The 24,876-nt window shown below is 64.3% G+C and carries 19 protein-coding genes and 2 tRNA genes; 13 read left to right on the plus strand and 8 right to left on the minus strand.

Translation table 11 applies throughout. The features are described from left to right. Positions 1-103: 103 nt before the first annotated feature. Complete coding sequence (locus tag QRN59_RS14730; protein ID WP_284983246.1) at positions 104-2,236, minus strand: phosphocholine-specific phospholipase C; 2,133 nt, start codon at positions 2,234-2,236, stop codon at positions 104-106. A 165-nt stretch (positions 2,237-2,401) separates the two neighbouring features. On the opposite strand from QRN59_RS14730, the gene QRN59_RS14735 reads away from it, so the two are divergent. Further along, positions 2,402-2,929, plus strand: coding sequence for a winged helix-turn-helix transcriptional regulator (locus QRN59_RS14735; RefSeq protein WP_284983247.1), 528 nt, complete (start codon positions 2,402-2,404; stop codon positions 2,927-2,929). After that, positions 2,926-4,284 (plus strand): MFS transporter, encoded by a 1,359-nt coding sequence (locus QRN59_RS14740; protein ID WP_284983248.1) that lies wholly within the window; start codon positions 2,926-2,928, stop codon positions 4,282-4,284. The genes QRN59_RS14735 and QRN59_RS14740 overlap by 4 nt, the downstream gene beginning before the upstream one ends. 15 nt (positions 4,285-4,299) lie before the next feature. Here the strand turns inward: QRN59_RS14740 and QRN59_RS14745 are convergent, their stop codons facing one another. After that, a complete protein-coding gene (locus QRN59_RS14745; protein WP_284983249.1) occupies positions 4,300-5,484 on the minus strand; it encodes an acyl-CoA dehydrogenase family protein in 1,185 nt (394 codons plus the stop codon). 91 nt (positions 5,485-5,575) lie between these two features. On the opposite strand from QRN59_RS14745, the gene QRN59_RS14750 reads away from it, so the two are divergent. The 7 genes from QRN59_RS14750 (at position 5,576) to QRN59_RS14780 (ending at position 11,860) form a co-directional block, all read left to right on the plus strand. Next, positions 5,576-7,060 (plus strand): sensor histidine kinase, encoded by a 1,485-nt coding sequence (locus tag QRN59_RS14750; protein ID WP_284983250.1) that lies wholly within the window; start codon positions 5,576-5,578, stop codon positions 7,058-7,060. Further along, complete coding sequence (locus tag QRN59_RS14755; protein ID WP_236812356.1) at positions 7,057-7,731, plus strand: response regulator; 675 nt, start codon at positions 7,057-7,059, stop codon at positions 7,729-7,731. Before QRN59_RS14750 ends, QRN59_RS14755 begins: the two co-directional genes overlap by 4 nt. 21 nt (positions 7,732-7,752) lie before the next feature. Then, positions 7,753-8,415, plus strand: coding sequence for an MOSC domain-containing protein (locus QRN59_RS14760; RefSeq protein WP_284983251.1), 663 nt, complete (start codon positions 7,753-7,755; stop codon positions 8,413-8,415). A 428-nt stretch (positions 8,416-8,843) separates the two neighbouring features. Further along, complete coding sequence (locus QRN59_RS14765; RefSeq protein ID WP_284983252.1) at positions 8,844-11,045, plus strand: DEAD/DEAH box helicase; 2,202 nt, start codon at positions 8,844-8,846, stop codon at positions 11,043-11,045. 297 nt (positions 11,046-11,342) lie between these two features. Continuing rightward, positions 11,343-11,531 (plus strand): LysM peptidoglycan-binding domain-containing protein, encoded by a 189-nt coding sequence (locus QRN59_RS14770; protein WP_284983253.1) that lies wholly within the window; start codon positions 11,343-11,345, stop codon positions 11,529-11,531. A 118-nt stretch (positions 11,532-11,649) separates the two neighbouring features. Then, positions 11,650-11,721, plus strand: a tRNA-Thr gene (locus QRN59_RS14775). Positions 11,722-11,783: 62 nt separating this feature from the next. Continuing rightward, a tRNA-Met gene (locus tag QRN59_RS14780) sits at positions 11,784-11,860 on the plus strand. A gap of 988 nt (positions 11,861-12,848) precedes the next feature. Here the strand turns inward: QRN59_RS14780 and QRN59_RS14785 are convergent. Next, a complete protein-coding gene (locus tag QRN59_RS14785; RefSeq protein WP_284983254.1) occupies positions 12,849-13,757 on the minus strand; it encodes a LysM peptidoglycan-binding domain-containing protein in 909 nt (302 codons plus the stop codon). A 595-nt stretch (positions 13,758-14,352) separates the two neighbouring features. Between QRN59_RS14785 and QRN59_RS14790 the strand changes: the two genes are divergently transcribed. Beyond that, positions 14,353-15,009, plus strand: a complete 657-nt coding sequence (locus QRN59_RS14790) for an NAD(P)H-binding protein (RefSeq protein ID WP_284983255.1) — start codon at positions 14,353-14,355, stop codon at positions 15,007-15,009. 122 nt (positions 15,010-15,131) lie between these two features. Further along, a complete protein-coding gene (locus tag QRN59_RS14795; protein ID WP_284983256.1) occupies positions 15,132-16,703 on the plus strand; it encodes a Na+/H+ antiporter in 1,572 nt (523 codons plus the stop codon). Positions 16,704-16,745: 42 nt separating this feature from the next. On the opposite strand, the gene QRN59_RS14800 is transcribed toward QRN59_RS14795, so the two are convergent. Beyond that, positions 16,746-17,945 (minus strand): ROK family transcriptional regulator, encoded by a 1,200-nt coding sequence (locus tag QRN59_RS14800; protein WP_284983257.1) that lies wholly within the window; start codon positions 17,943-17,945, stop codon positions 16,746-16,748. Positions 17,946-18,052: 107 nt separating this feature from the next. Between QRN59_RS14800 and QRN59_RS14805 the strand changes: the two genes are divergently transcribed. After that, positions 18,053-19,747, plus strand: a complete 1,695-nt coding sequence (locus tag QRN59_RS14805; protein ID WP_284983258.1) for a glycoside hydrolase family 13 protein — start codon at positions 18,053-18,055, stop codon at positions 19,745-19,747. A gap of 98 nt (positions 19,748-19,845) precedes the next feature. Further along, complete coding sequence (locus QRN59_RS14810; RefSeq protein ID WP_284983259.1) at positions 19,846-20,811, plus strand: aldo/keto reductase; 966 nt, start codon at positions 19,846-19,848, stop codon at positions 20,809-20,811. Positions 20,812-20,896: 85 nt separating this feature from the next. Here QRN59_RS14810 and QRN59_RS14815 read toward each other — a convergent pair whose 3' ends face one another. From QRN59_RS14815 to QRN59_RS14830, 4 genes are read right to left on the minus strand one after another with little or no spacing between them, the layout of a single operon-like run. After that, complete coding sequence (locus tag QRN59_RS14815) at positions 20,897-21,817, minus strand: TauD/TfdA dioxygenase family protein (RefSeq protein ID WP_284983260.1); 921 nt, start codon at positions 21,815-21,817, stop codon at positions 20,897-20,899. A gap of 45 nt (positions 21,818-21,862) precedes the next feature. Beyond that, the gene (locus QRN59_RS14820) at positions 21,863-22,771 is read right to left on the minus strand and encodes an ABC transporter permease (RefSeq protein ID WP_284983261.1); all 909 of its coding nucleotides are present in this window, start codon (positions 22,769-22,771) and stop codon (positions 21,863-21,865) included. Further along, positions 22,771-23,721 (minus strand): ABC transporter ATP-binding protein, encoded by a 951-nt coding sequence (locus tag QRN59_RS14825; RefSeq protein WP_284983262.1) that lies wholly within the window; start codon positions 23,719-23,721, stop codon positions 22,771-22,773. Before QRN59_RS14825 ends, QRN59_RS14820 begins: the two co-directional genes overlap by 1 nt. Before the next feature lie 2 nt (positions 23,722-23,723). Next, entirely contained in the window at positions 23,724-24,770 is a 1,047-nt protein-coding gene (locus QRN59_RS14830) for an ABC transporter substrate-binding protein (protein ID WP_284983263.1), read from the minus strand. Positions 24,771-24,876 lie beyond the last annotated feature (106 nt).

Genomic DNA, 24,876 nt, shown 5'->3' on the forward strand with positions numbered 1-24,876 from the left:
TCCATTCCTGACCTTCTTTGACTAACGGACCGGCCGGGACACGCCATTACAGCGGCGTGTCCCGGCCGATCTGCGTTCAAATATGGTCAGGAAGGGAGTTCCCTTAGCCGGAGACACCTGCCTGGCCGTCTTCTTCGCGACCCGTGAGGCGGCGACGGAAGGAGGAATCGTCAGGCGAGGTGATTTCGACGTCGTACCAGCCCTGGAGCGTCTGCCAGCCGATCTTCTTCTTCTGGCCCGGCTTCAGGACCTGCTGGTCTTTATCCCCGGCGTACTGCAGGGCAGCGATGTTGAGCTGGACGGTCTTGGCTCCGTTGTTGCGCAACTCGATTTCCACCTCCTTCTTGCCGCGGGGACCGTTGACGGTGATGTCGACGCCGGCCGCGGCCCCCGCCGTCGAGCCCTTCAGTTCGTATTGGTAACGGTTGGGGCCGGTGATGATCAGGTCGAAGGCACCTGCGGAAAGCGGAAGCTGCACGTCCATCGGGCCCTTCACATCGAGGTGCCGTGGCTCAGTAACCTCGCCCGCGTAGCCGTAGACGGCGAAGTGGGCAGACTGCGTGCCGTTGTTGTCCAGCGACAGCGTGATGCCGCCGGTCGTCACCGAAGCGGACGTGCGCGGCCGGTAGGGGAGCGGGCGCGCCGGTCGGCTTCCGGATTCCTGGATGGGCGCCACCTGCACGGCCGGCGGGTTCGGACGCCAACGGGAAATCTTGGCCGGGACGGGACCCGGGTGGTCCAGGACCGGCGGCGTGCCCGCGGCATCGAAATTGAAGACGCCGGTCAAGTCGCCGCACACCTCACGACGCCACGCTGAAATGTTCGGCTCCTGCACGCCGGTCCAACGTTCCAGGAAGCGGATCACGGAAGTGTGGTCGAAGATCTCGGAGCTCACGAAGCCGCCAATCGTCCACGGCGAGACGACGGTCATGGGGACGCGGGGACCGAGGCCGACGGGCAGGGCGGTGGTCCAGTCCGTCGATTCGCCTGACGCCGGGCGCGGCTGTACGGGCGGTGGGACATGGTCGAAGTACCCGTCGTTCTCGTCGAAATTCAGGAAGATGGCTGTGCTGGCCCAGGTCTCCGGGTTGCTGGCAACGGTGTCCAGCAGGCGGTAGACGAAGTTGGCGCTTCCGACCGGAGTGGAGGAACTGGGGTGCTCGGAATCGGCGGCGGAGGGCACCAACCAGCTGACCTGGGGCAGGGAACCTGCGCTGATGTCTGCGCTGAGCCGCTTCAAGAGGGTGTCCGGGCGGCCGCGGCGCATGCCTTTGTCGAAGAGCGCCTTCTCGGCGTCGCTCAGTAGCGCACGGCCTTGTTCCAGCTGGGCCAGGAGCCGGTCCTGCTCGGCGGGCGTCTTGCCGGCGAGTTTGTCGTAGAACTCCTCCGTGGTGCGCAGGCTTCCGTCCACGGCCGCCAGCATCTTGTGGCCGATCGTCTTGAACGCCTGGAAATACTCGACAGCGTTGTCCGTGAAGTTGTCCCAATCCTGATAGATCTGCCAAGAGACGCCGGCCTGTTCCAGCCGCTCAGGGTAGGTGGTCCAGTCGTAGCCGCCATGATCGTAGCTGTAGGCGGCGTTGGTCACTGCCCGCTTGGTGCTGCCGGGCTCGGTCCCCGTGGTGCCGCTCCAGAGGTAGTTGCGGTTGGGGTTGGTGGAGCCGTTCACGGAGCAGTGGTAGGCATCGCAAATGGTGAAGGTGTCAGCGAGCTCGTACTGCAAGGGGATGTCCGAGCGCTCGTAGAACGTCATGGTGGAGGCGCTCTTGGCCGGGACCCACTTGTCGCACCAGCCATGGTTCCACGCTGCGGTAGTGCCGGAGAAGGAGTGGTCCAATGCGTTCAGGTACTGGATATCCGAATCCGGCCGTCCGGCGAGCTCGGCAGCCTTGCGAAGAGAGAACGGCAGGACGGTTTCGCCGGTGGCCCGGGGCTGTTCGAACACGGAGCGGCCGTTGGGCAGCCGGGTGATGGACTTGTCGGCGTAGCCGCGTACGCCGCGCAACGAGCCGAAGTAGTGATCGAAGGAGCGGTTCTCCTGCATGAGCACAATGACATGCTTGATGGACTGCAGGCTTCCGGGCGCGACCGGCTTTGCCATGGCTGCCTGGACCGAGGGTGGCAGGAGGGAACCTGTGGCCGCGAGGGCTGTGGCTGCGGCGACGGTGCCGAGGAAGCCTCGTCGGGAGATTCCAGGGTTGGAATGGTTCTTCGTTTGCGGGGTGTCCGTTGACATCGAAGAGAGTGCCTTTCATAAGCAGGAGTTGACCCTGCGAATCTAGGCTCCCCGGATAAACCCTCGGTAAAATTCGTGGACACCATCCGGCCACCGTGCGGTCTCTTGATGGCCACGGACGGGTGAAATCTAGCTTTCTTTAGAAAAGCCAGCTAACCTCAAACCATGCCTTTACGATCCGATTGGTCCGAGCGGACGTGCAGCCTGGCACGTGGCCTCGATATCCTCGGAGACCCTTGGGGCAGCTTGGTGCTGCGGGAGGTCTTCTTCGGCAACGGCCGCTTCGACGCCATCAAGACGCGTCTCCACATCGCGGACAACGTCCTCAGCAAAAGACTGGGTTGGCTGGTTGAAGCGGGCCTCCTTGCCCAGCGGCCCTACCTGGACGGCGCCCGCACGCGCCAAGAGTATGTCCTGACCCCCAAGGGCGAAGATGCCCTGCCTGTCTTGAACGCCATCATCCTGTGGTCCGAGAAACATCTCGATGCCCCTGCCGACAATGCCCACATGCGCGTGATCCACAACGGTTGCGGACTGCCGACGGCGTCGGCTGATACTTGCTCCCACTGCGGGTCCCGCCTGACCGCCGCCAACACCAGCTGGCATAGCCTCACACGGTCGGAACACCCGTTGGCCCTGGCCACTGCTCCTACCAGCCGCGACCTCCCGAACGAATCGGAGCCATCCGCATGACCGCACCCAACCCGACCAAACTTTCCGCTGGCAAGACCCCGCGGAAGCGGCGCCTCCACCCCGCCTGGATGGTGGCCGCCGTCGCGTTCCTGGCACTTGTCGGCGCAGCCGGATTCCGGGCAGCGCCCGGCGTGCTTATGGTGCCGCTGCAACAGGAATTCGGCTGGTCAACAACCGTTCTGTCGCTCGCCGTCAGCATCAACCTTGTGTTGTTCGGCCTGACGGCGCCCTTCGCTGCCGCGCTCATGGAACGCTTCGGCATCCGTACTGTCACCTCGATTGCCCTCTGCCTGATCGGCCTCGGCTCCGCCCTGACGGTGTTCGTGAACCAGTCCTGGCAGATCCTGCTGACCTGGGGTGTGCTGATCGGACTAGGCACCGGATCCATGGCCCTGGTTTTCGCGGCCACCATCGCCAACACGTGGTTCTCGAAGAACCGCGGACTGGTGATCGGCATCCTGACAGCGGGCAGCGCCGCCGGGCAGCTCGTGTTCCTGCCCTTCATCGCGGTGCTTGCGCAGAGCCCGGGCTGGCGCGGCGCCTCGCTGCTGATCGCCGCCGGAGCGCTCGCGGTGGTGCCGCTCGTGCTGCGCTGGCTCAAGAACTCACCGGCCGACGTCGGGGTCCGACCTTATGGTGCCGAAGAAGAGCAGCCGACGACGGCGGAAGCCGCCCCGGTCGCGGACGTCGCCGGGGTAGAGGGTACCGAAGGCGCCAAGACGCCCAACGCGGCCGTGCGGGCACTGCAGGTCCTCAAACGCGCCAGCAAAGTGCGCACCTTCTGGGCCCTTGTTGCCGGCTTTGCTATATGCGGTGCCACCACCAATGGCCTGATCGGCACCCACTTCATTCCCTCGGCGCACGACCACGGCATGCCGGAAACCACGGCGGCAGGCCTGCTGGCCGTCGTCGGGATCTTCGACATCGTGGGCACCATTGCTTCCGGTTGGTTGACGGACCGCTTCAATCCCAAGGTGCTCCTGGCTGTGTATTACCAGTTCCGCGGGGTCGGGCTGCTGGTGCTGCCCGTGCTTTTGGGCTCCACGGTGCAACCGAGCATGATCCTGTTCGTAGTGGTGTATGGCCTGGACTGGGTTGCCACTGTGCCCCCGACGGCGGCCATCTGCCGGAAAGTGTTCGGGGCGGACGGTTCGGTGGTGTTCGGCTGGGTCTTCGCGGCTCACCAGCTCGGGGCCGCGGCTGCCGCGTTGCTCGCTGGTTACATCCGCGACACTACCGGCCACTACACCTATGCATGGATCGGCGCCGCAGCGATGTGCACAGTAGCCGCCGTCATCAGCGCGACAATCCGCAAGGACGCGGGGAAGAAGGAACCCGTCCCGGTCGACGCCTAGGGTGGCAAGAGCCAGCTACCGGAAAGCCGGAACCCCCGTGATGTGCTGGCCGAGAATCAGCATGTGTACCTCGTCCGTCCCTTCGTAGGTGCGCACGGATTCCAGGTTGTTGGCATGGCGCAACGGCGGGTAGTCCAACGTGATGCCGTTGCCGCCCAGAATGGTGCGGGCTTCGCGGGCGACCTTGATTGCCTCCCGCACATTGTTGAGCTTGCCCACCGAGATCTGCTCCGGGCGCAGCTTGCCTGCATCCTTGAGCCGTCCAAGATGCAGCGCGAGCATGCTGCCCTTCTGGATCTCCAGGAGCATGTTCACAAGCTTCTCCTGGGTCAACTGGTAGCTGGCCAAGGGTTTGCCGAATTGCATGCGGCTTCCGGCATATTCAAGCGCGGCCTCGTAGGAGTCGCGGGCCGCTCCCATCGCGCCCCACGCGATGCCGTACCGGGCCTCGTTGAGGCAGGAGAACGGGCCGCGGAGGCCTTGGGCACCCGGGAGGAGGGCCTCTGGACCCAGCCGGACGGCGTCGAACGCCACATCGCACTGGATCGAGGCACGCATGGAGAGCTTCGACTCGATCGGAGTCACCGTGACTCCCGGAGTGCCGGCCGGAACCAGGAAGCCGCGGATGCCGTCGTCGGTGTTGGCCCACACCACCATGACGTCGGCGATCGATGCCATCCCGATCCAGCGCTTCGAACCATTCAGCACCCAGCCGGCGTCGTCGCCCGACCCTTCGCGGCGCGCAAAGCTGGCCATCGACGAGGGGTCCGAACCCGCCGTCGGTTCCGTCAAGGCAAAGCAACCGATCAGCTCGCCCGCGGCCATGCGCGGGAGCCATTGTTCCTTCTGCTTTTCGCTGCCCCACTTGTGGATCGCCGTCATGGCCAAAGAGCCCTGGACGGATACGAAGGTGCGGATGCCGGAATCGCCGGCCTCGAGTTCCATGGCGGCGAGGCCGTATTCGACGGCGGTGCGGCCCGGGCAGCCGTAGCCCTCCAGATGCATGCCAAGGACGCCGAGTTCGCCGAGTTCGGCAGGCAGTTCCCGCGGGAAGACCGCGTCCTCGTACCAGCGGGCGATGTTCGGCCGGATCCGCTGGTCCGTAAAATCGCGTACCTTCTCTCGAAGCTCCAGTTCCTCGGAGCTCAAGAGGGAGTCGAGGGCAAGGACATCGGAGGTATTCGTCGTTGAATGGCTCATGGCAGCATCCTAAGGCCGGACATGTTCCCCGCAGCGGCCTGCAGGGACCGTCGACGCCGGGGGTGTACCTGCGCCGTGCCAGAATTGAGCCATGGCCGCGGCGGACGTGAACGCAATTGGACTGCCGCTACCGGCAGTCAAGGGGATTGGGCGACGCCGCATTCTGGCGGGCCTGGTCCTGGCCCTGCTGTTACCCGTCGCCATCGAAGTCGTGGTATCCGTGCTGCAATACCGGAACTTCGCCATGATCATGCTTTTCCAGCTGGCTGTCTCCGCCGCGGTTGCCGCAATCGGCGGGTTGTGGCCGGCCGTGGTGTCCGCCGTCCTGGGCAGCATGCTCTTGAACTACTTTTCGGCCGATCCGGTGGGTTCCCTGTCCATCGCGGATCCCGCCACCCTTTTCACTCTGGTCATCTTCCTTGCGGTGGCGTGCGGCGTGGCGCTCGCCGTCGGCTTAGCGACACGACGGGCTCAGGAGGCCGCGCATTCCGGCGCCGAGGCAAAAGCCCTCAGCGAATTGGCCCTTCGTATCCTGAGCTCGGACGGCAGCCTCGAATCATTCCTGAACAAGGTCCGCGTCAACCTCGGCATGGACGCAGTGACGCTGCTCTCCACGTTTGACTCTCCGGACGCCCCCGGCCCCGACTGGCAGGTCCTTGCAAGCTCCGGGATTCAACCGCCGGTGACCCACGCGGCCGCCGACCATGCCGCCGTCGTCGATCGCAACTACACGCTCCTGCTCCGGGGCGGACCGCTTTCCGAACAGCATCGCCGCATGCTCGCGGCGTTCGGCGCCTTCGTAGTGGCGTTGCGGGAGCGCCAGCAGCTCGTCAAGAGCAGGCAGGACAACGTGCGCCTGGCGGAAGGCAACAAAATGCGGACCTCCATCCTGCGAGCCGTCTCCCATGATCTCCGCACTCCTCTCGCGGGAATCAAGCTTGCTGTCAGCAGCCTGCGACAGGAAGACGTGAGATTTGCCCCCGAAGACGAGCGCGAACTATTGGCCACGATCGAGGACTACGCGGACCGTTTGGATCACCTGGTGGATAACTTGCTGGACATGTCCCGAATCACCGCGGATGCCGTGAACCCGCTGTTGCGCGGACTCGGCTGGCACCAGATCATGCCGGAGGCTTTGCGAGGCGTGCCGGGGGAGCGCATCCGCAACGAGCTCCCTGCCAACCTTCCGTATATAGAGGCCGACGCCGGGATATTGGAGCGCGTCGTGGCGAACCTCGTGGAAAACGCAGTGAAATACGCGCCTGACTCCGATGTTGTGCTGGTGGCGCGGACCGGTGCGGGCATCACGGTGGACGGGCGGCCGGCCAGTGAACTGCGGGTGATGGACCACGGTTGGGGAATCGCACCCGCGGCAGTCCTGGAGCTTTTCCAGCCTTTCCAACGACTCGATGATTCTCCATCCAGCCGGGACAGTCGCAGTGGAATCGGCTTGGGACTCGCTGTCGCCAAAGGGTTCACCGAGGCCATGGGCGGTACGCTCATGGCTGAGGCGACGCCGGGAGGCGGGCTGACCATGGTGGTCACACTCCCTCTGTGGACAGGAGGGCGGCCTTGAACCTCGTGCTGATCGTGGAAGATGAGGCGCAGATCGCCCGGGCGATGCAAATCAATCTCCATGCCCACGGTTACCACGCCATCAGCGTCGGCAACGGCGCAGACGCACTCAAGGCGGCGGCCCAGCAGCCAGTGGACATCGTGGTCCTCGACCTTGGGCTGCCGGACATGGATGGCGTGGATGTGATCAAAGGCATCCGTGGCTGGAGCAGTATGCCCATTATCGTGTTGTCCGCCCGGCACGGTTCGGAAGACAAGGTGGAGGCCCTCGACGCCGGAGCCGACGACTATGTGACCAAGCCTTTCGGTCTGGACGAACTCCTTGCCAGGCTCCGTGCCGCCTCGCGGCGGGCAGCGCCCCGGCATGAGGTGCCGACACTCCAGACCGCCGACTTCCTGGTTGACCTGGCCGGAAAGAAGATCACCAAGGACGGCGCAGAAGTGCGGCTGACGCCCACGGAGTGGAACATCCTGGAACTGCTGGTGCGCAACGCCGGCCGGCTGGTCAGCCAGCAGCAGATCCTCACCCAGGTCTGGGGGCAGGCCTACGCCAAGGAGACCCAGTACTTGCGTGTCTACATTGCCCAGCTCCGTCGCAAGCTCGAACGCGACCCCGCCCAGCCCCGCCACCTCCACACCGAGGCCGGCATGGGATATCGCTTCGATCCGTAGCTGCGTACGTAGACTGTAGTCATGGATACCGCATCGTTGCTTGCTGTTTGCCGGGTATACGAGCTCCTGCCCGATCCCGAAGGGTCGGTAGGAGTGACGGCCATTGACAAGCGCCCCGTTGACGGGCCCGTGAAGGTCCACAAGCTGGGAATCCACGGGGACATCCAGGCGAGCCGGATCCACCACGGTGGCGAGGACCAAGCGCTCTATGCGTACTCGCAGGCGGACGCCGATTACTGGGCGAATGAACTCCAGAGGGACATGCCCGCCGGAATCTTCGGGGAGAACCTTCGCGTTGCCGGAATCGAGACCAGCGGTGCCGTGATCGGCGAACGGTGGAAGATCGGCCTGGACGTCGAAGTTGAGGTCACATCTCCGCGTGTGCCGTGCGCAACCTTCCAGCGCCGCATGAATGAACCACAGTGGGTCAAGCGCTTCACGGAAGCAGGGCGGGTCGGCACCTACCTGCGCGTGGTCAAGACCGGCACCATTTCGGCCGGTGACTACATCCACAAACTATTTGTGCCGAAACATGGCATCACGGTGGGGCAGTGGTTCAGCAACCCCAACCTCGATGACATGCAATTGCTTCTCGACGCCGAGGCGGACGGAGAAGTCCTTCTGCAGTCCGACTACCACGATGCCTTCGAAAAGCTCATGCGCCGCAACGGGGTGGACGCCTGAAAGCCGCCCTCGGACGGCGGTCCTGAAGGGCGGTCTTGAGGGCGCTCGGGGCGGGATTGTGCGCAAGCTCACCGCCGCCGTCGACCGTTATGTCGCCAAGGGACCAATCTGTGCCCTACACTTGAAATATCCCCCACTCCGGAAATCCCTTTTTCCTGCCCAATTCTTGAGGCAGGACTGGTCAGTGTTGGGGCCCGCAAAATGTGTGTGGGCAGTTTCATAGGGAGAGCCGGGCGAAGAAAACGCTGTACAGACTGCTGAGATAGCAGCCAAGAGATGCAGCGGGAAGTCCTGCCATGGGATTGCGACAGCGCCGGACTTCTTGCGAGCACCAGAACCTCCTGGTTCTTCTGCCCGCAACGTGTACTGCGGCCAAGCCCAACCGGGCCGCGCCGACTGGCCCCCTATGGATGAGGAAACTTTCCCCTATGCCCGAAAACCTGAACGACCCGTTCGTCGCCGAGTCTGCCGAAGTAGCAGAGACCGCCGTCGAGATCGCCGAAACCGCACCCGCCGCTGAGTTCATCGAGGCTGCAGCGCCCGCTGAGGCCCCGGCCCCGGTTGAGGCTCCTGCCTTTGTTGAGGCACCCGCTGAGGCGCCCGCTAAGGCTGAGGCCCCGGCTGCGGCCCAGGCCGAATCACCCGTCGAGGAAGAGGAAGAGGGCATCCGCTTCGTCGACCTCGGAATCGACCCCCGCGTCCTGGCCGCACTGCAGGACGTCGGCTACGAGAAGCCGTCTCCGATCCAGGCAGCAACCATTCCGCTGCTGCTCGAAGGCCGCGACGTCGTCGGCCTCGCCCAGACCGGTACCGGTAAGACTGCAGCATTCGCAGTACCGGCACTGTCCCGCCTTGCCGAACTCCACGACCTCAACGGCCCGTCCCGCAAGACCCAGGCCCTGGTTCTCGCTCCGACCCGCGAGCTCGCGCTCCAGGTTGCCGAGGCCTTCACCTCGTACGCCAAGCACATTGACGACTTCACGGTCCTCCCCGTCTACGGTGGCTCCGCCTATGGCCCGCAGCTTGCTGGCCTGCGCCGCGGTGCACAGGTTGTTGTCGGTACCCCGGGCCGTGTCATCGACCACATCTCCAAGGGTTCCCTGGACCTGTCCGAGCTGCAGTACCTCGTACTGGACGAAGCCGACGAGATGCTCCGCATGGGCTTCGCCGAGGACGTTGAGCAGATCTTCCAGCAGACCCCGGAAGACCGCCAGGTTGCGCTGTTCTCTGCCACCATGCCGAGCCAGATCCGCCGCATGTCCAAGCAGTACCTGAACAACCCGGCCGAGATCTCGGTCAAGTCCAAGACCACCACCGGCGCCAACACGCGCCAGCGGTACCTGCAGGTCATGGGCCCGCACAAGCTCGATGCGCTGACCCGCATCCTCGAGGTGGAAGAGTTCGACGGCGTTATCGCCTTCGTGCGCACCAAGATGGCTACTGAGGACCTGGCTGACAAGCTGAAGTCCCGCGGCTTCCAGGCCGCCGCCATCAACGGTGACATTCCGCAGCAGCAGCGCGAACGGACTGTCGACGCGCTGAAGGAAGGCCGCATCGACATCCTCGTGGCCACCGACGTCGCGGCCCGTGGCCTTGACGTTGAGCGCATCAGCCACGTGGTCAACTACGACATCCCGCACGACACCGAGTCCTACGTCCACCGCATCGGCCGTACCGGCCGTGCAGGCCGTAGCGGCGACGCCATCCTGTTCATGACGCCGCGGGAGAAATACCTGCTGCGTTCGATCGAGAAGGCCACCCGCCAGCCGGTTGAGCAAATGCATCTGCCCACCGCCGAGACGGTCAACACGTTGCGTCTGGGCAAGTTCGCAGACAAGATCACGGAGACCCTCGAGTCCGAGGACGTTGCCGCGTTCCGTGACTTGATCTCCTCCTACGAAGAGGAGCACAACGTTCCGGCTTCGGAGATCGCTGCTGCACTGGCCGTCATGGCACAGGGCGGCCAGCCGCTCCTGGTCAAGGAACTGCCGGCTGCACCGGAATTCCAGAAGCGCGAGCGCTCCAAGGACGGCTTCGGTTCACGTGGCCCCACCCGCACCCTCACCGAGGGCAACGCCACCTACCGGATCGCCGTCGGACGCCGCCAGCGCGTCATGCCGGGTTCGATCGTTGGCGCCATTGCCAACGAAGGCGGCATCTCCTCGGCACAGATCGGCGGCATCGACATCCGCTCGGACCACTCCCTCGTGGAGCTTCCGGCGGACCTGAGCCCCGAGCAACTGCGTGCACTGTCCCGCACCCGGATCGGCGGCGAGCTGATCCACCTCGAGCTGGACAACGGTCGCAAGCCTGCCTCTGACAGGGGCGGCGAGCGTGGCGGTTACTCCGGTGGCAGCCGCGGCGGCGAGCGTGGCGGCTACTCCGGTGGAGACCGTGGCGGAAACTTCAAGGGCAACGGTGGCTTCAAGAAGGAGTTCCGTAAGACTGAAGGCGACCGCGGCGGCTACGCCGGTGGCGAGCGTTCTTCCGCTGACCGCGGCGGCCGTTCCTACAGCGAGCGCAGCGGCGCCGGTACCGGGACGGGCAGCTACGGCGGCAACGCCGCACGCAAGCCGCGCACTGGCGGCGACGCAGGCAACCGCGATTTCAACCGCAAGGGTAAGTGGTAAACAGGACTAGTTCCTGGGTTTCTGGCCAGAGGCCGGCTTTCGAGCCGGCCTCTGGCTGTTTAACGGGCGCGGGTTAACGGTGGCCCAGGTCCGGCGTCCGCTGTGGAAAGGTAGGTTCATGGGATTCCTTGATGGATTGAAGAAGAACCTCGGCTTCGACAAGGCCGAACGGAAGGCGACTGGAGGGCCCTCCGAGGCCCGCAGGAGGCCGCTGAGGCTTCCACGGGGGAGACGGTCCAAAGTGCCGGGCCGGACCCGTCAGCGGAAGCAGGAGCTCTCGCGGCTCCGGGCGCCGCAGTGTCCGACGCCGGTGCTCCCGCCGCCGGCGCACGGCAGGTCACCGAAGTCGTAGTGGAAGCAGACGATACCCTCAGCGGCATCGCCATGCAGTTCGGCGTTGATTTGGATGCCCTGATCGCAGTGAACGCGGATACCGTGCCCAACCCGGACCACATCTACCCGGGCCAGGTGCTCCGCTTGCCCTGATTCAGACTCTTTCCGGGTCAAGAATCCCGTGCGGATGCAAATTGTGTCGGCGCCGTTTTTCCCTGTCCCGCAGCCGATTTGTGGCCTGAGAAATCGTCCGGTAGAGTATTTACTCGTTGCCCCCCTAGCTCAGTGGTAGAGCGCGTTCTTGGTAAGAACGAGGTCACCGGATCGATTCCGGTGGGGGGCTCTGAATGAGGGCCTGTGTCAAGGCGGTTTTTGACCGGCTTGATGCAGGTTTTTCTCATTCGTGGCGGTGTAGCTCAGTTGGTTAGAGCGCACGACTCATAATCGTGAGGTCGGGAGATCGAGCCTCCCCACCGCTACCAAGAAAATCCCCGCTACGGCGGGGATTTTTTCGTTTCCGGGTATAGTCGCGCCGAGCAAGACGCCGATCGAAGAAGTCGCCCTTCGCCGGCAGGCCAAGCGTTCCCCTGGTCCTGACCGAAGCCGACAAGTCTGCTGGGCACTTGCCGTAAAGATTTCGTAAAGATCCTGTCGAAAAGCTGAGAGCGCGCGAGAGCTGCCGATAGTTTTTAGAGGCGCCGTCACTTGGGTGTCCCCCAATCCTCAGGTGGCGGCGCTTCTCGAAGTTGGCCACTTCCTTAGGGGACAAACAGATTCTTGCATAAGCATTTGGCGCGCGAGCGGGCAGTCTTAGTTGAATCTTGATCTTTTCTTAGTGTTTCCTTGAGGTTCACCCTGTAATGGGGCGGTTTCGTCGGCGGGCTATCTCCAGCTACGATCAGGAGGTTGTCCGGACCGAAAGGCATTCCTGCTCGTGGATTTTGGCCGCTATCTCATGGACCTTGTGGTCTTCCTTGGCATCACAGTTGTGCTGATGTGTTCTTTCCACCTGCTGGTGCTGAGGCACAAGCAGCGGAAGTTCGCGAAGTTGCCGCGCCCTGAGAAACGGTCACTTCCGGGCCGCGATGCCCAGGCGGGCTCGGGGCGAAGTCATATGCGGGTGCTACATGCTTGCGATCAACAGGCGGCTGTCACCGGCGTCCAAAGGCCATGACAATGGCTACTATCGCCGCGACGACCAGCACCGTCGCAACCCAGATCCATTGTTGCCCGTCCAAGTTCGCCCCACTCTCAGGTGTTGGTCCAGTCTCCCAAAATGGAGGGTATTGAGCGAGCTCTGGCCGGAAGATTCCGCCTCTTCGGGACGGCGGAGCCCCAAGGCCTCCCGTCCTGACCTTCTTTGAAAAGCGATGCCGCGCAACACGCCGACGACACGCCGCTGACGGGGCCTTCTCGGATTCAAAGAGGGTCAGGATTGGCGCGCGCACACACCCTGTCGCCGGGATCCCCTTAGTTCAGTGCGATGACAAGCATCTGATTGGTGCCCGGGATGCATGTCTGTAGTATCGCCCGAGGAAAGCCTCCGAATACCGCTGCGACGTTGTTGGTGGTCCCGCCTTGGGGCACCTGGCCGCGTGCCGTCACCGTGTACGTGCCGTAACCGGGGATGCTCACCGTTTCGCCGACGCCGATGCCCGAGAATCGTGCCCACCCGCCGCAGAAATCATGTTCGGTAATGAACAGCGAGTAGGCGTCCGTGGGGGTGAAGTGGATCGGGCCAATGCAACTGTCCACGGCGGCCTGGCCGCCTGAACCTGCAACGTAGATGGTCCGCACCGCCGGAGCGGGGGCCGGAGCCGGAGCCGGGGCTGGTGCAGGCGCCGGAGCGGGTGCCGGGGCCGCGGCAACCGGCGGCCCTGTCAGCTTCAGCACTTGGCCGGGCACGATGACGGAATAGGCGCTGAGCCCATTGGCTGCCAGCATCCCGTTGACGTCGACGCCGAACCTGGCAGCTATCGAGCCAACGGTGTCGCCGCTGACCACCGTGTAGGCGTTCGTGTCAGGCGCAGCAGCCGGAGCAGGCGCAGGAGCCGGAGCGCGTGGAGCTGCGACTGCGGCCGGCGCCTGCGCCTGTACTGGCGCCTGCGTGGCTGCCGGCGTCGGACTGGCATCGGCCTGCGAAGGCGCGGCAATCCCGGCTCCCGAACCGACGTGCGGGGCGATTGCGGCGTTCGTGCCCGCCGGCGCAAGTACCTGTGCGTCGTTCTGCATCGTCACGGCCGCAATGGCGACCACTGCCACAATCGCCCAGGTGGCTATTGATGCCTTGTACCTCGTGAGTGTTCTTACCCCCGCGGATATCAGGGTGAGGACGTTGCCTCCGCTGATCCCGCTGTGCCTGTACTCCTGCTGATACATGTCGGATCCCCGTGGTTCATCGTTTCTGGGGCCGGTCGGTTGGCTGGCCCGGGAAGTGATACGCAGGCGCAGGGGATGGCGCTTGTTGAGACCCTTTTGCATAAATGCGCAGCACTGAGGAATCCCTCGATTCCGCCCATTTTGAATATGTCCATCAACGGGATGTAGCCCGGTTTTTTGGATATATCCATCAATGAGATTTATGAATGAGGCATTCCTTTTCCTGCTGCAGGTGATTTGAGTGTAGGAATGGGAAATTCCCTCCACACGAGTGGGTGCCACTTGCTTTTATTTACGACTGCCCGCCAAGCACTCGTAAGTCTTCTTCGGTGGCGGGAGGTTGCCTGCACGGGCCCGTGCTCCCAGCCCGCGGGGGCGGAGGGGTGTTTAGGATTAAACTAAGCCTGCTTAGTAATTAGTAATCATATTTATCCGGAGAATTTACGAATTCGGCAATGCCCCTCCGCAAATGCGGAGCGGCCATTTTTCGAGAATTTACCCGCCGTCCTGGGGAGGGCTTGACCACTGTGCTTGACCACTGTGCTTGACCGCTGTGCTTGACCGCTGTGCTTGACCACTGCGACAGAATGGGTCCATGAGTCGAATCGCAATCATCGGCGGCCACGGCAAAGTGGCCTTGCAACTCTCCCGCATCCTGAGCAACGAAGGTCACGTGGTCACTTCCTTCATTCGCAATCCGGAACACGCGCCCGACGTCACAGTCACGGGCGCGGCCCCGGTAATACTTGACGTCGAGAATTCGACGACGGCGGAGATCGCCTCTGCGCTTGACGGCCACGACGCTGTGGTGTGGTCCGCCGGGGCAGGCGGAGGGAATCCGCAACGTACGTATGCCGTGGACAAGGACGCCGCCATCCGCTCGATGGATGCTGCGGCGCAGGCGGGCGTGGCCCGCTATGTGATGGTGTCCTACTTCGGCGCAGGTCCCAGCCATGGCGTTCCCGAGGGCAACAGCTTCTACGCTTACGCAGAAGCCAAAGCCGCAGCCGACGAGTACCTGCGCGCTACTGATCTCGACTGGACGGTCCTGGGCCCGGGCGCGCTGACCAGTGAGCCGGGGTCTGCGCTCATTGAGGTAAGCCCGGCGGACCCGGGCACCGGGACTGAAACCTCACGGGCCAATGTCGCCTTGGTGGCTGCCGCCGTCTTGGAACTGCCCGAGACTGTCCGCCGCACCATCGAGTTCCGGGACGGCTCGGTGCCCGTGGTGGAGGCCCTCACCGCGTCCTAGCTGCACCCAAGCGTCGCGGACGGCTCCAAACCGGGCCGGGACTGCGCTCTGCCGGGATATCTTGGTAGGGCTAGTCCCTCGGCCGGGACGCTGCCGCTACGACGTCTGGGGAAATCGGAAACATGGACCAGTTGGCACTCATTGTTGGATTGCTGCTTGCAACCGTGGTAGCCGTGGGCCTGGGGGACCGCTTGCGGCTTCCGTACCCGGTGCTGATGCTGTTGCTCGCTGCGGCGATGACCTTCATCCCGGGGTTCCCCGATTTTGACCTCGCGCCTGAATTGATCCTCCCGATCTTCCTCCCTCCGTTGCTCTTCGCGACCGCCCAGAAGAGTTCCTGGGCCGTCTTCCGGGTCCGGTGGCGGACGCTTCTGCTCATGGCGGTGGCACTGGTTGTAGTTTCGACGGCGGCGGTTGCCGGAGCCGCGTGGCTCATGATTCCAGGGATCGGCATTCCTGCGGCGATCGCACTGGGTGCCATGGTGGCTCCGCCGGACCCCGTGGCGGTTGAATCCGTTGCCGGCCGCGTCCACATGCCGCGCAGGCTCATCACCGTGCTGCAGAGCGAAGGCCTGTTCAACGACGCGGCCGCGATCGTGATCTTCCAGGCCGCAGTGGCAGCGACGGTTTCAGGCACCAAGCTGGGGGCCGGCGTCGTACTCCAATTCGTCATCGGTGCTGCCTTGGCCGTCATTGTCGGCATCGCGATGGGCTGGTTGACGCGGCTGATCACCAAGCTCGTCACCTCCATGGTGGCCCGAAGCGCCGTGACCCTGGTGATTCCCTTCGCCGCATACATCCTGGCTGAAGAGCTGCACGCTTCGGGGGTGATCGCCGTCGTCGTCACCGCCCTCGAGACACAGCGGCATGCGCGGTCGCAGGACGCGGCCGAGCGCGTCACGCGCACCGCCTTCTGGGATGTGGTGGAACTTCTCGCTACGGGCCTGGCGTTCGGCCTTGTGGGGCTGGAGATCCGGCATGTGATCCGGGACGAAGGCGCCGCCGTCTACGGCATGATTGGCCCGGCCGTGGCGGTGTGCGTGCTCGTGTTCGTTGTCCGGTTCGCCTGGCTCGGGCTCTTGGCAATCTCGGCCCGCAAACGGAAGAACCTGCTGCAGCCAACGTCCCCCAAGGAGGTCCTGATCCTGACCTGGTGCGGCATGCGGGGCCTCGCGACGCTCGCCCTTGCCTTGGCCCTTCCGCTGACTATTGCCGACGGCAGCGACTTCCCTGCCCGGCACGAGATCCTGGTCATCGCCTGCGCGGTACTGTTGGCCACCCTGGTGCTGCCGGGGCTGACCCTTCCGTGGCTCATGCGCGTGCTCAAGGCATCCGAAGACGGTTCGCACGAAAAAGATGCCGCGAGGCTCTTGGCCAAGCGCGCCCAGACTGCCGCGATCTCGGCGCTCAAGGAGCACGATCTGATGAAGGAGCTGCCCGCGGACAAGGTGGCCCTCGTCAAGGAAAAGATGACCCGCTTGCATGCCGAGCTGCTGGACGGGACATTGAAGAACGAGTCCGACGCCGAAAAGCGCCAACGCGGCAGGGAACTGGCGATCGCGGTCCAGACCATCGCCCTGGACGCCGCCCGCCAGGAAGTGGTCGCGGCGCGGAGCGAGCCCGGCATGGATCCCGAGGTGGCGGACCGGGTGCTGCGCCAGCTGGACCTCCGCACCATGGCGATGCCGGACTAACGGCCCTCGCCCAGGGGAAACGGCCGGCACCGCAAGGCGCGACTAGGCGCGCCGCAACACCAGATCCAAGGAGTTCTTCTCTACGTGGTCCAGTGCGTGCCGCACGGCGCCGATGCCCACAATCGCATCGCCCAATGGCGATGCCGCTAACCGCGGGGGAGTGGCGGTGTAGGCAGTCAGCTTTCGGGCGGCCGGCTCAAGAAGGACCGACGCCGAATCTGCCACAGCGCCGCCGATCACCACGAGCTCCGGGTTGAGCAAGATGGCTACCGTGGAGACCACCCGGGCAAGCCGGTCCGAAAGCCGGTCCAGGATGCCCAGCGCCACCTTGTCACCCTGGGCAGCGGCGGCGAAGACGTGCTGTGCCGTGACCTCGTGGCCCGCGGGGACTGCCGTCCGCAGCGTGGTTTTCGACTTTCCCGCCAGGGCTTCCGCTGCCCATAATCTGGCCAGCGCGGCGAGGCCGTCCGCTGATCCGACTCCGTCCACCATGTCCAGGTAGGCCATCTCGCCGGCGCCGCCGCGGCTGCCATGAAGCAGACGGCCGGATTCCACCAGGCCCGCGCCGAAACGCTCACCGGCAAGTAGCACTGCCAGGTCCTGGACGCCGCTGCCGGCGCCGCGCCAACATTCGCCCAATGCCGCCAAGTTGGCATCGTTCTCCAGCATTACCGCCCATCCGTGCAGATCGTGCAGGGCCGTCTTCAGGCCGACGTCGAACAGGCTCCAAAACGGCTGGCTGACGAGGATGTTTCCGTCTCGGCCCACCGGGGCAGCAAGCCCGACCGTCACCGCAAGGACCTTGTCCGGCGCCACTCCGGCAGCCTCGAGGGCGATTAGCGCGGTTTGGCTGATGACACGGATCCGTTCCCCGGCTTCGATCTCCCTGGCGCGAAATGGCTTGCTGGCCCGTCCCGTGGTCTTGCCGCGTAGATCGGCCACCACCACGGTGGTCTTGAGGACACCGACGTCGATTCCCAGGACGCAGCCGGCGCTTTCGTCGAGCTCGAAGCGCCGTGCGGGCCGGCCTTTCTGGTAGGTATCGGAGTCCTTTTCCAGCTCGCGGATCCAGCCCCGGGCCATGAGGTCTTCGCACACGGAAATGGTGGTGGCGCGGGTCAGTCCGGTGGCGTCCATCAGCTCGGAAACCGTCACGGCGTTGGAGGAACGGATGGCTCCGAGCACGGTGGCCGCGTTGAACCGCCGGAGCATCTGCGGAGTGGCAGTCGCGATTTCAGGCATGGCTGTTGACCTCCTGTAGGTATGCGTCACATAATACTTGAGGTACTAAATTTAGATTCTAAATAAACACCCATCCACCGCAGCGTCGACACAGAACAGGATTCCCTTTGTCCTCCACCGCCACCATGGCAACTCCCACCGACTCCGAGCGCATGGCCGATCCCAACTGGTGGCGCCAAGCGGCTGTCTACCAGATCTACCCTCGCAGTTTTTCGGATGCGAACGGCGATGGCCTGGGCGATATCAAGGGCATTACCGCCAAGGTGCCGTACCTGAAATCCCTCGGCATTGACGCTGTCTGGTTGAGCCCGTTCTACCCCTCGGCCCTTGCTGACGGTGGTTACGACGTCGATGACTACCGCAACGTGGACCCCAAGTTGGGCACCCTCGCCGACTTCGATGAGATGGCGGCCGCCCTGCACGCCGCGGGCATCAAGTTGATCGCGGACATCGTCCCGAACCACTCCTCGGACCGGCACGAATGGTTCAAGGAGGCGCTGGCTTCCCCGAAGGGCTCGGCAGCCCGTGAACGCTACATCTTCCGCGATGGCCTGGGCGAGAACGGCGAACTGCCCCCGGCCGACTGGGACTCGATTTTCGGCGGGCCCGCCTGGGAACGCATCACCGAACCCGACGGCACGCTCGGGCAGTGGTACATGCACATCTTCACCAAGGAGCAGCCGGACTTCAACTGGGACAACCACGAGGTCCGCGAGGACTTCCTGAAGACCCTGCGCTTCTGGTCCGACCGTGGCGTGGACGGCTTCCGCATCGACGTCGCCCATGCCCTCACGAAGGACCTGCCGGAGGTTCTGCCTTCGAAGACCGAGCTGCCCAAGGAGGGCGAAAACGCTTTGGGCGCCCACCCGTTCTGGGACCGCGACGAGGTGCACGAGATCTACGCCGAGTGGCGCAAGGTGTTCAATGAGTACAACCCGCCCCGGACGGCCGTCGCCGAAGCGTGGGTCCACGCGGACCGCCGCGCCCGCTACGCCAGCCCCGAAGGCCTGGGCCAGGCCTTCAACTTCGACCTCCTCCAGGCCGATTTCGATGCCGGGCAGTTCCGCACGATCATCACCAAGAACCTGAGCGAGGCTGCCGCGTCGGGTGCTTCGTCCACGTGGGTCTTCTCCAACCACGACGTCGTCCGGCACGCCACGCGGTACGGCTTGCCCGCGGGTGGCGGCCGTGACGGCCTGGGCCAGGACGGCAAGCAATGGCTGCTCGACGGCGGTTCGGCCGCCGACGTCGACGCCGAACTCGGCCTGCGCCGTGCCCGCGCCGCGTCGCTGCTGATGTTCGCCCTGCCCGGGTCCGCGTACCTCTACCAGGGCGAAGAACTTGGGCTGCAGGAAGTCGGCGACATCGCGGCCGGCCAGCGACAGGACCCGGCGTTCTTCCGCAACCCGGGAGTGGACGTCGGCCGCGACGGTTGCCGTGTCCCGCTGCCGTGGACCAGCGAAGGTTCGTCGTTCGGCTTCGGCGATGGACATGCCCACTTGCCGCAGCCTGAATGGTTCGCGGGCTACGCGGTGGAGGCGCAGGAGAACGTTCCCGGCTCCACGCTGGAGCTGTACCGCAAGGCCCTGGAACTGCGTTCGGAACTGCGGGCAGCCGAGGATCTTGAATGGATCCCCTCCAGCAACGAATCCGTACTGCACTTCGCCCGGCCCAACGGCTGGCAGTCGGTGACGAACTTCGGCACCGAGCCCGTGGCACTTCCGGAAGGCACCGTCGTCGTGAGCAGCGCACCGCTCGACGGCGGCAAGCTCCCGGCAAACACGACGGCCTGGATCGTCTAATCCCCCCATGCAACGCGGGGTCACTTACGGCCCATAATGTCCCTCGGGACGGGCCGTAAGTGACCCCGCGTTGCTGTGCGTTGTGAAAGAGTTTGAAAATGACTGCAAAAAGCAAAATCGCGTCCGGCCGGCTCATCTATGGCTGCATGGGCCTCGGAGGTCCTTGGGAAGGCAGCGAATACGGGGCTGCCGAAATTGAGCAGGCAGCGTCAGCGATCGAAGCCGCCATGGGCATCGGGATCGCCCTGTTCGACCATGCCGACATCTACCGCAGCGGCAAGTCCGAGGCAGTCTTCGGTGAAGTCCTGGCCAGGACGCGAGGGCTGCGGGAGAAGATCCAGCTCCAGACCAAGTGCGGCATCAAGCTCGGCCAGCCCGGAGTCGAAGGCCACTACGACCTCAGCAAGGATGCCATCCTGGAACGGGTCAACGGAAGCCTGGAACGGCTCAGGACCGACTACGTCGACGTGCTGCTGCTCCACCGCCCCGACCCCCTGATGGAACCAGCAGAGGTGGCGTCCGCCGTCGGGCAGCTCATGGCGGAAGGCAAGGTGCGGCAATTGGGCGTGTCCAACATGTCCGGCGCGCAGATCGCCTTCCTGCAGGACCTCCTGGAGGTGCCGATCGTGGCCAACCAGCTGGAAATGAGCCTGCACCGGCGGGCTTGGCTTGAGGGCACGGTGCTGGTCAACCACGACGATGCCCTCGGCTACAGTTTCCCGCACGGCACCTTGGAACACTGCATCAGCCAGGGGATTGAGCTGCAGGCCTACGGTTCCCTCGCCCAGGGCCGGTACACGGGCTCGACGCCGGAGTCCCAGACCGCCGCCGACACCGCAACTGCCGCTCTGGTCGCCCAGCTCGCGGAGGCAAAGGGTGTCACTCCTGAGTCCGTGTTGTTGGGGTGGCTCATGAAGCATCCGGCACGCATTTCCCCTGTGCTGGGCAGTTCCAACCCGGCGCGGATCGCTGCCTGCGCGGATGCTGCCGCCGTTGCCGCAGCCATGACTCGGACCGAGTGGTACGGCCTGTGGGTGGCTGCGCGGGGCAGCAAGCTCCCCTAAGCGCGTGAAGCCCAACTGACTCGCATTTAATGTCGTTTTGAGGGCTCATAACGACAACAACTGCGAGTCAGTTGGGCTAAGGCAGCTACAGCGGCGCGACAACGGAATAGGCGGACGAGTCACCCTGGATCGACTGGCTCGGCTTGCCGTCCACCCCCACCGGAATGTCGCCGGCGATCGTCACGCGGTTGAGCTTGCGCGGCTGGCCGTCGTAATTGTCGGGGGCGTAGTGCTGGGTGATGCGGTTGTCGAAGAGCACCAGCTGGTTCGGTTCCCAGTTCACGCGCACCACGTTCTCCGGACGGGTGACGTAGGCCTGCAGCAAGCGGATGATGTCCTTCGACTCCGTGTTGGACAGCCCCACGATCCGAAGGCGCTGCGCGAAGCCCCCAATGAACAATCCGCGCTCGCCGGTCAGGGGATGGACACGCACCACCGGGTGGGCGGTTTCGAATTTGATGCGGGTGAATTCCTTGCGGCGCTCATCGGCATTCTCATGTTCCAGGTTCTTCGGCACCGAGTAGTCGTAGTCGTTGGTGTGGATCGCCCATAGCGTGTCCGCGAAGTTCCGGAGCTCGTCCGGCAAGTCCGTATATGCTCCTGCCGTAGAAGCAATCAGGGTCTCGCCACCGTAGGACGGCAGGTCGATGCTGCGCAGGGTGGAAGCCTGCGGCGGGTTGACCACGAACGTGACGTCGGTGTGCCAGTTGTTGGCCGAACCGTTCTCGCTGTCCACGGGCAGTACGTTCTCTTGGCCCTCCACGGAGGCCACAGTCGGGTGCGCCGTGGTGAGCGGGCCGAAATGGCCGGCGAATTTCACCTGGGCCTCGTCGCTGGGAATGTTGGCCTCCCGGAAGACGAGGGCCTTGTGTTCGTTGAGCGCGGCCCGGATCTGCCCCACGATTTCCGGGGAGAGATCGCCGCTGAGGTCGAAGCCGCGGATTTCGGCGCCGATGCGGGATCCGAGCTTGGCGAATTCCAACTTTGTTTCGGTAATGACGGACATTTTGTTCCTTTTCTGTTGTGACTTGCGGGATGGATGGATTGACGGTCAGGACCCGGACCCCACGGCGGTCCGCCAGCGGGAAAAATGCCGTTCCAGGGCTACTAGGAGGAAATTAACGGACAATCCCAGAAGGGACACCGTGAGAATGCCTGCGTACATGTCCGGGATGAGGAAACTGCTCTGCGCGTTCACAATGAGGTAGCCGAGCCCGGCCTTCGCCCCCACCATTTCCGCGGCGATCAACACCAAAATGGAGGCCGTGCCGGCCATGCGGATTCCCGTGAAAATGGTGGGCACCGCGGAAGGCAAGATCACTTTGCGGAACAGGGCGAGGCTCGAGAGGCCGAGCGACTTCGCAGCCCGGATAAGCAGCGGATCCACGGTCTTGACGCCCGCGATCGTGTTCAGCAGGACCGGAAAGAACGCCGCATAGGCAACGATGCTGATCTTGGACTCCTCGCCGATCCCCAGCAGCAGTGTGAAAACAGGCAGCAGTGCAAGCGCGGCAGTGTTGCGGAACAGTTCCAGGAGCGGGTTCAACACCGAATTGAGCCGTCCGTACCAGGCGATCAGCAGACCGAGGGAAACGCCAGCCACGAGGGCCCCGCCGAATCCCGACACCGAACGGGTGAGGCTCGCGGCCAAATGCCCCTGGATGGTGCCGGATTCGAACAGCTTGCCCCACGCGGCCACGACCTCGTGCAAGGGTGGCAGGAATACCCGGGTGGACGGGCTGGCCAGATATGTCGGCCCGAGTTCCCAGAGAGCCAGGAAAGCGATGATCCCTGCGGACTTCCACAGGGCGGAACCGGCGCGGGCGGCGGCCGTCCGTACAAAGGCGGGTATCGCCGTCGTGCTCCGACGCCCCTCCTCCACGGGACCGGAGTGCCCGACGGCGGGCGCTTGCTTGGGTGCGGCGCTCGCCGCGGGCTGTTGCGCGAGCGTTGTGGTCATCAGGCTGCGCTCCTTTCGAGAGTGGTTCCCGGGATTTCATCCGGGGCGGTGCCGTCCGGCAGGATCTTGCGATGCCCGGCGTCCTGGGCAAGGCGGACTTCGTCGTGCAGCAAGGTCCAGACCTTGTGCCGTTGTTCGACGAAGGCGGGGTGCGAACGGATGTCGTCCTCGCCGTCGCGGTCCGGGATGTCCACGTCCACGATTTCCTTGAGCCGTCCGGGCCGGGCGCTGAGGACTGCGACGCGCTGCCCGAGGTACACGGCCTCGTCGATGCCGTGTGTGATGAACACGATCGTCTTTCCGGTGGCCCGCCAGATCCGCAGGAGCTCGTCCTGGAGCTGTTCACGGGTCTGGGCATCCAACGCGGCGAAGGGTTCGTCCATGAGGAGCACATCGGGCTGGTAAGCGAGGCTCCGGGCAATGGCCACTCGCTGCTTCATGCCACCCGAGAGCTCATGCGGGAAACGCTCCTCGAAGCCGGCCAAGCCAACCAGTTTGAGGTATTCGCTTGCCTTGGCGGCACGCTCCCGGCGGTTGGGCTTGCGCCCGTCGATGCCCCTGCCCTCGAGCCCGATCGACACATTGGCCGACGCCGTGCGCCAGGGAAAGAGCGCGTACTGCTGGAAAACAACGGCACGATCCTTCCCGGGTCCCGTCACCGGCCGGCCGTCCACCAATACCTCCCCGGAGGTGGGCGTGGACAGGCCAGCCAGGAGGTCCAGCAAGGTCGTCTTGCCGGAACCGCTCGGCCCCACCAAGGTGAGGAACTCGCCGTCGCGCACGTCCAGGCTCAGGGAGTCAAGGGCGGTCAGCGTAGCGGGCTCTTGCGTGCCGGTCTTGCCAGCCGCCCCGGGCTGGGAGTCCTGGGAGCGCCGGGAGGCCTTGGAACCCTTGCCGGGGCGGACGGTGAATTGCTTGGTGACATTGCGGAGGCTGATTTTTGCGGCCATCACTATCCCTTCGCTGTGCTTGGGGTTGGGGTGCTTGATGCGAGATCGTTGAACTTGTTCGTGTAGTACTTCGACGGTGTGAGATCGTTCTTGACGATTCCCGAGCTCTTCAGCCACGCAGACCAGCGTGTGAAGTCCTCGTCCTTGATCACGCCGTTGTCGGGTACGCCGGGGCTCTTCCAGTACTGCAGGTTCGCGGTACTCTCGTTGCGTCCGCGGGCCTCGATGATCTTCTTGAAGCGCGCGATCACTTGCTCGCGCGGCGTCTCGGTCTCCCACTTGATGGCCTTGGCCACGCCCGTTGCAAAGGTCCGGGCCGTGTTGGGGTTCTTTTCGATGAAGTCGTTGCGGAGCACGTACTGTCCGCCGGCAAACGTGCCGAAGAGTTCATAGTCGTTGAAGAGCGAGCGCAGTCCGCCGGCGGCAACGGCATGGTCCTGCAGGACACCGCCCAGGCTTCCTGCGTCTACCTGTCCGCGGCGTACGGCTTCTTCCGTGTCGTTGGGCGCGAGCACTACTAGTTGTACTTGCTTGATTTCGTCCGGGCTGAGGCCGTTCTTGCTGAGGTAGGTGTTGATGACGGCTTCGGAATGGGCGCCCAGGGTGTTGACTGCGATCTTCTTGCCGATGAGGTCCCGGGCGGTTTTGATGGGGCTGTCCGCCTTGACGTAGAAGCCGTTGAAGGTCTTCGCATCCTCGCCGTAGTAATTCACGACGGCGGTCACCGGAGCCCCTGCCTCAATCAGCTTCACCACGGCTCCGGCGAACGCTCCGCCGAAGTCGGTCTGGTTGGTGGCCGCCGACTGGATGTCCTGGGGACCGCTGATGGTGTTGCCTACCCAATTGAGTTTGATGTCACCCAGGTAACCGAGGTCCGCCGCCAGTTCGGGGAGGCCGACGTTGTTGGCCGAGCCTTGGTAGCGGAGCTCCTTGACTTCCGGTTGGCCGGCTTTCTGGTCTCCCGCTTGGGCATTGCCGCCGCAGCCGGTCACTGTCAGCGCAAGTACGACGGCGGCCGCGACGCTTAGCAGGGGCTGGTGCAGTTTCATGGGAGCTACTTTCTGGGGAGTGGATTTCGTTTTTCCGGACGCCGTCTGGAGCAGACCGAACTGCCGGTGGGAACGATGTAAGCGCATGTCCACTGCTCAGGGGAAG

Source organism: Arthrobacter sp. efr-133-TYG-118 (genome assembly GCF_030209755.1).
Lineage (GTDB): Bacteria > Actinomycetota > Actinomycetes > Actinomycetales > Micrococcaceae > Arthrobacter.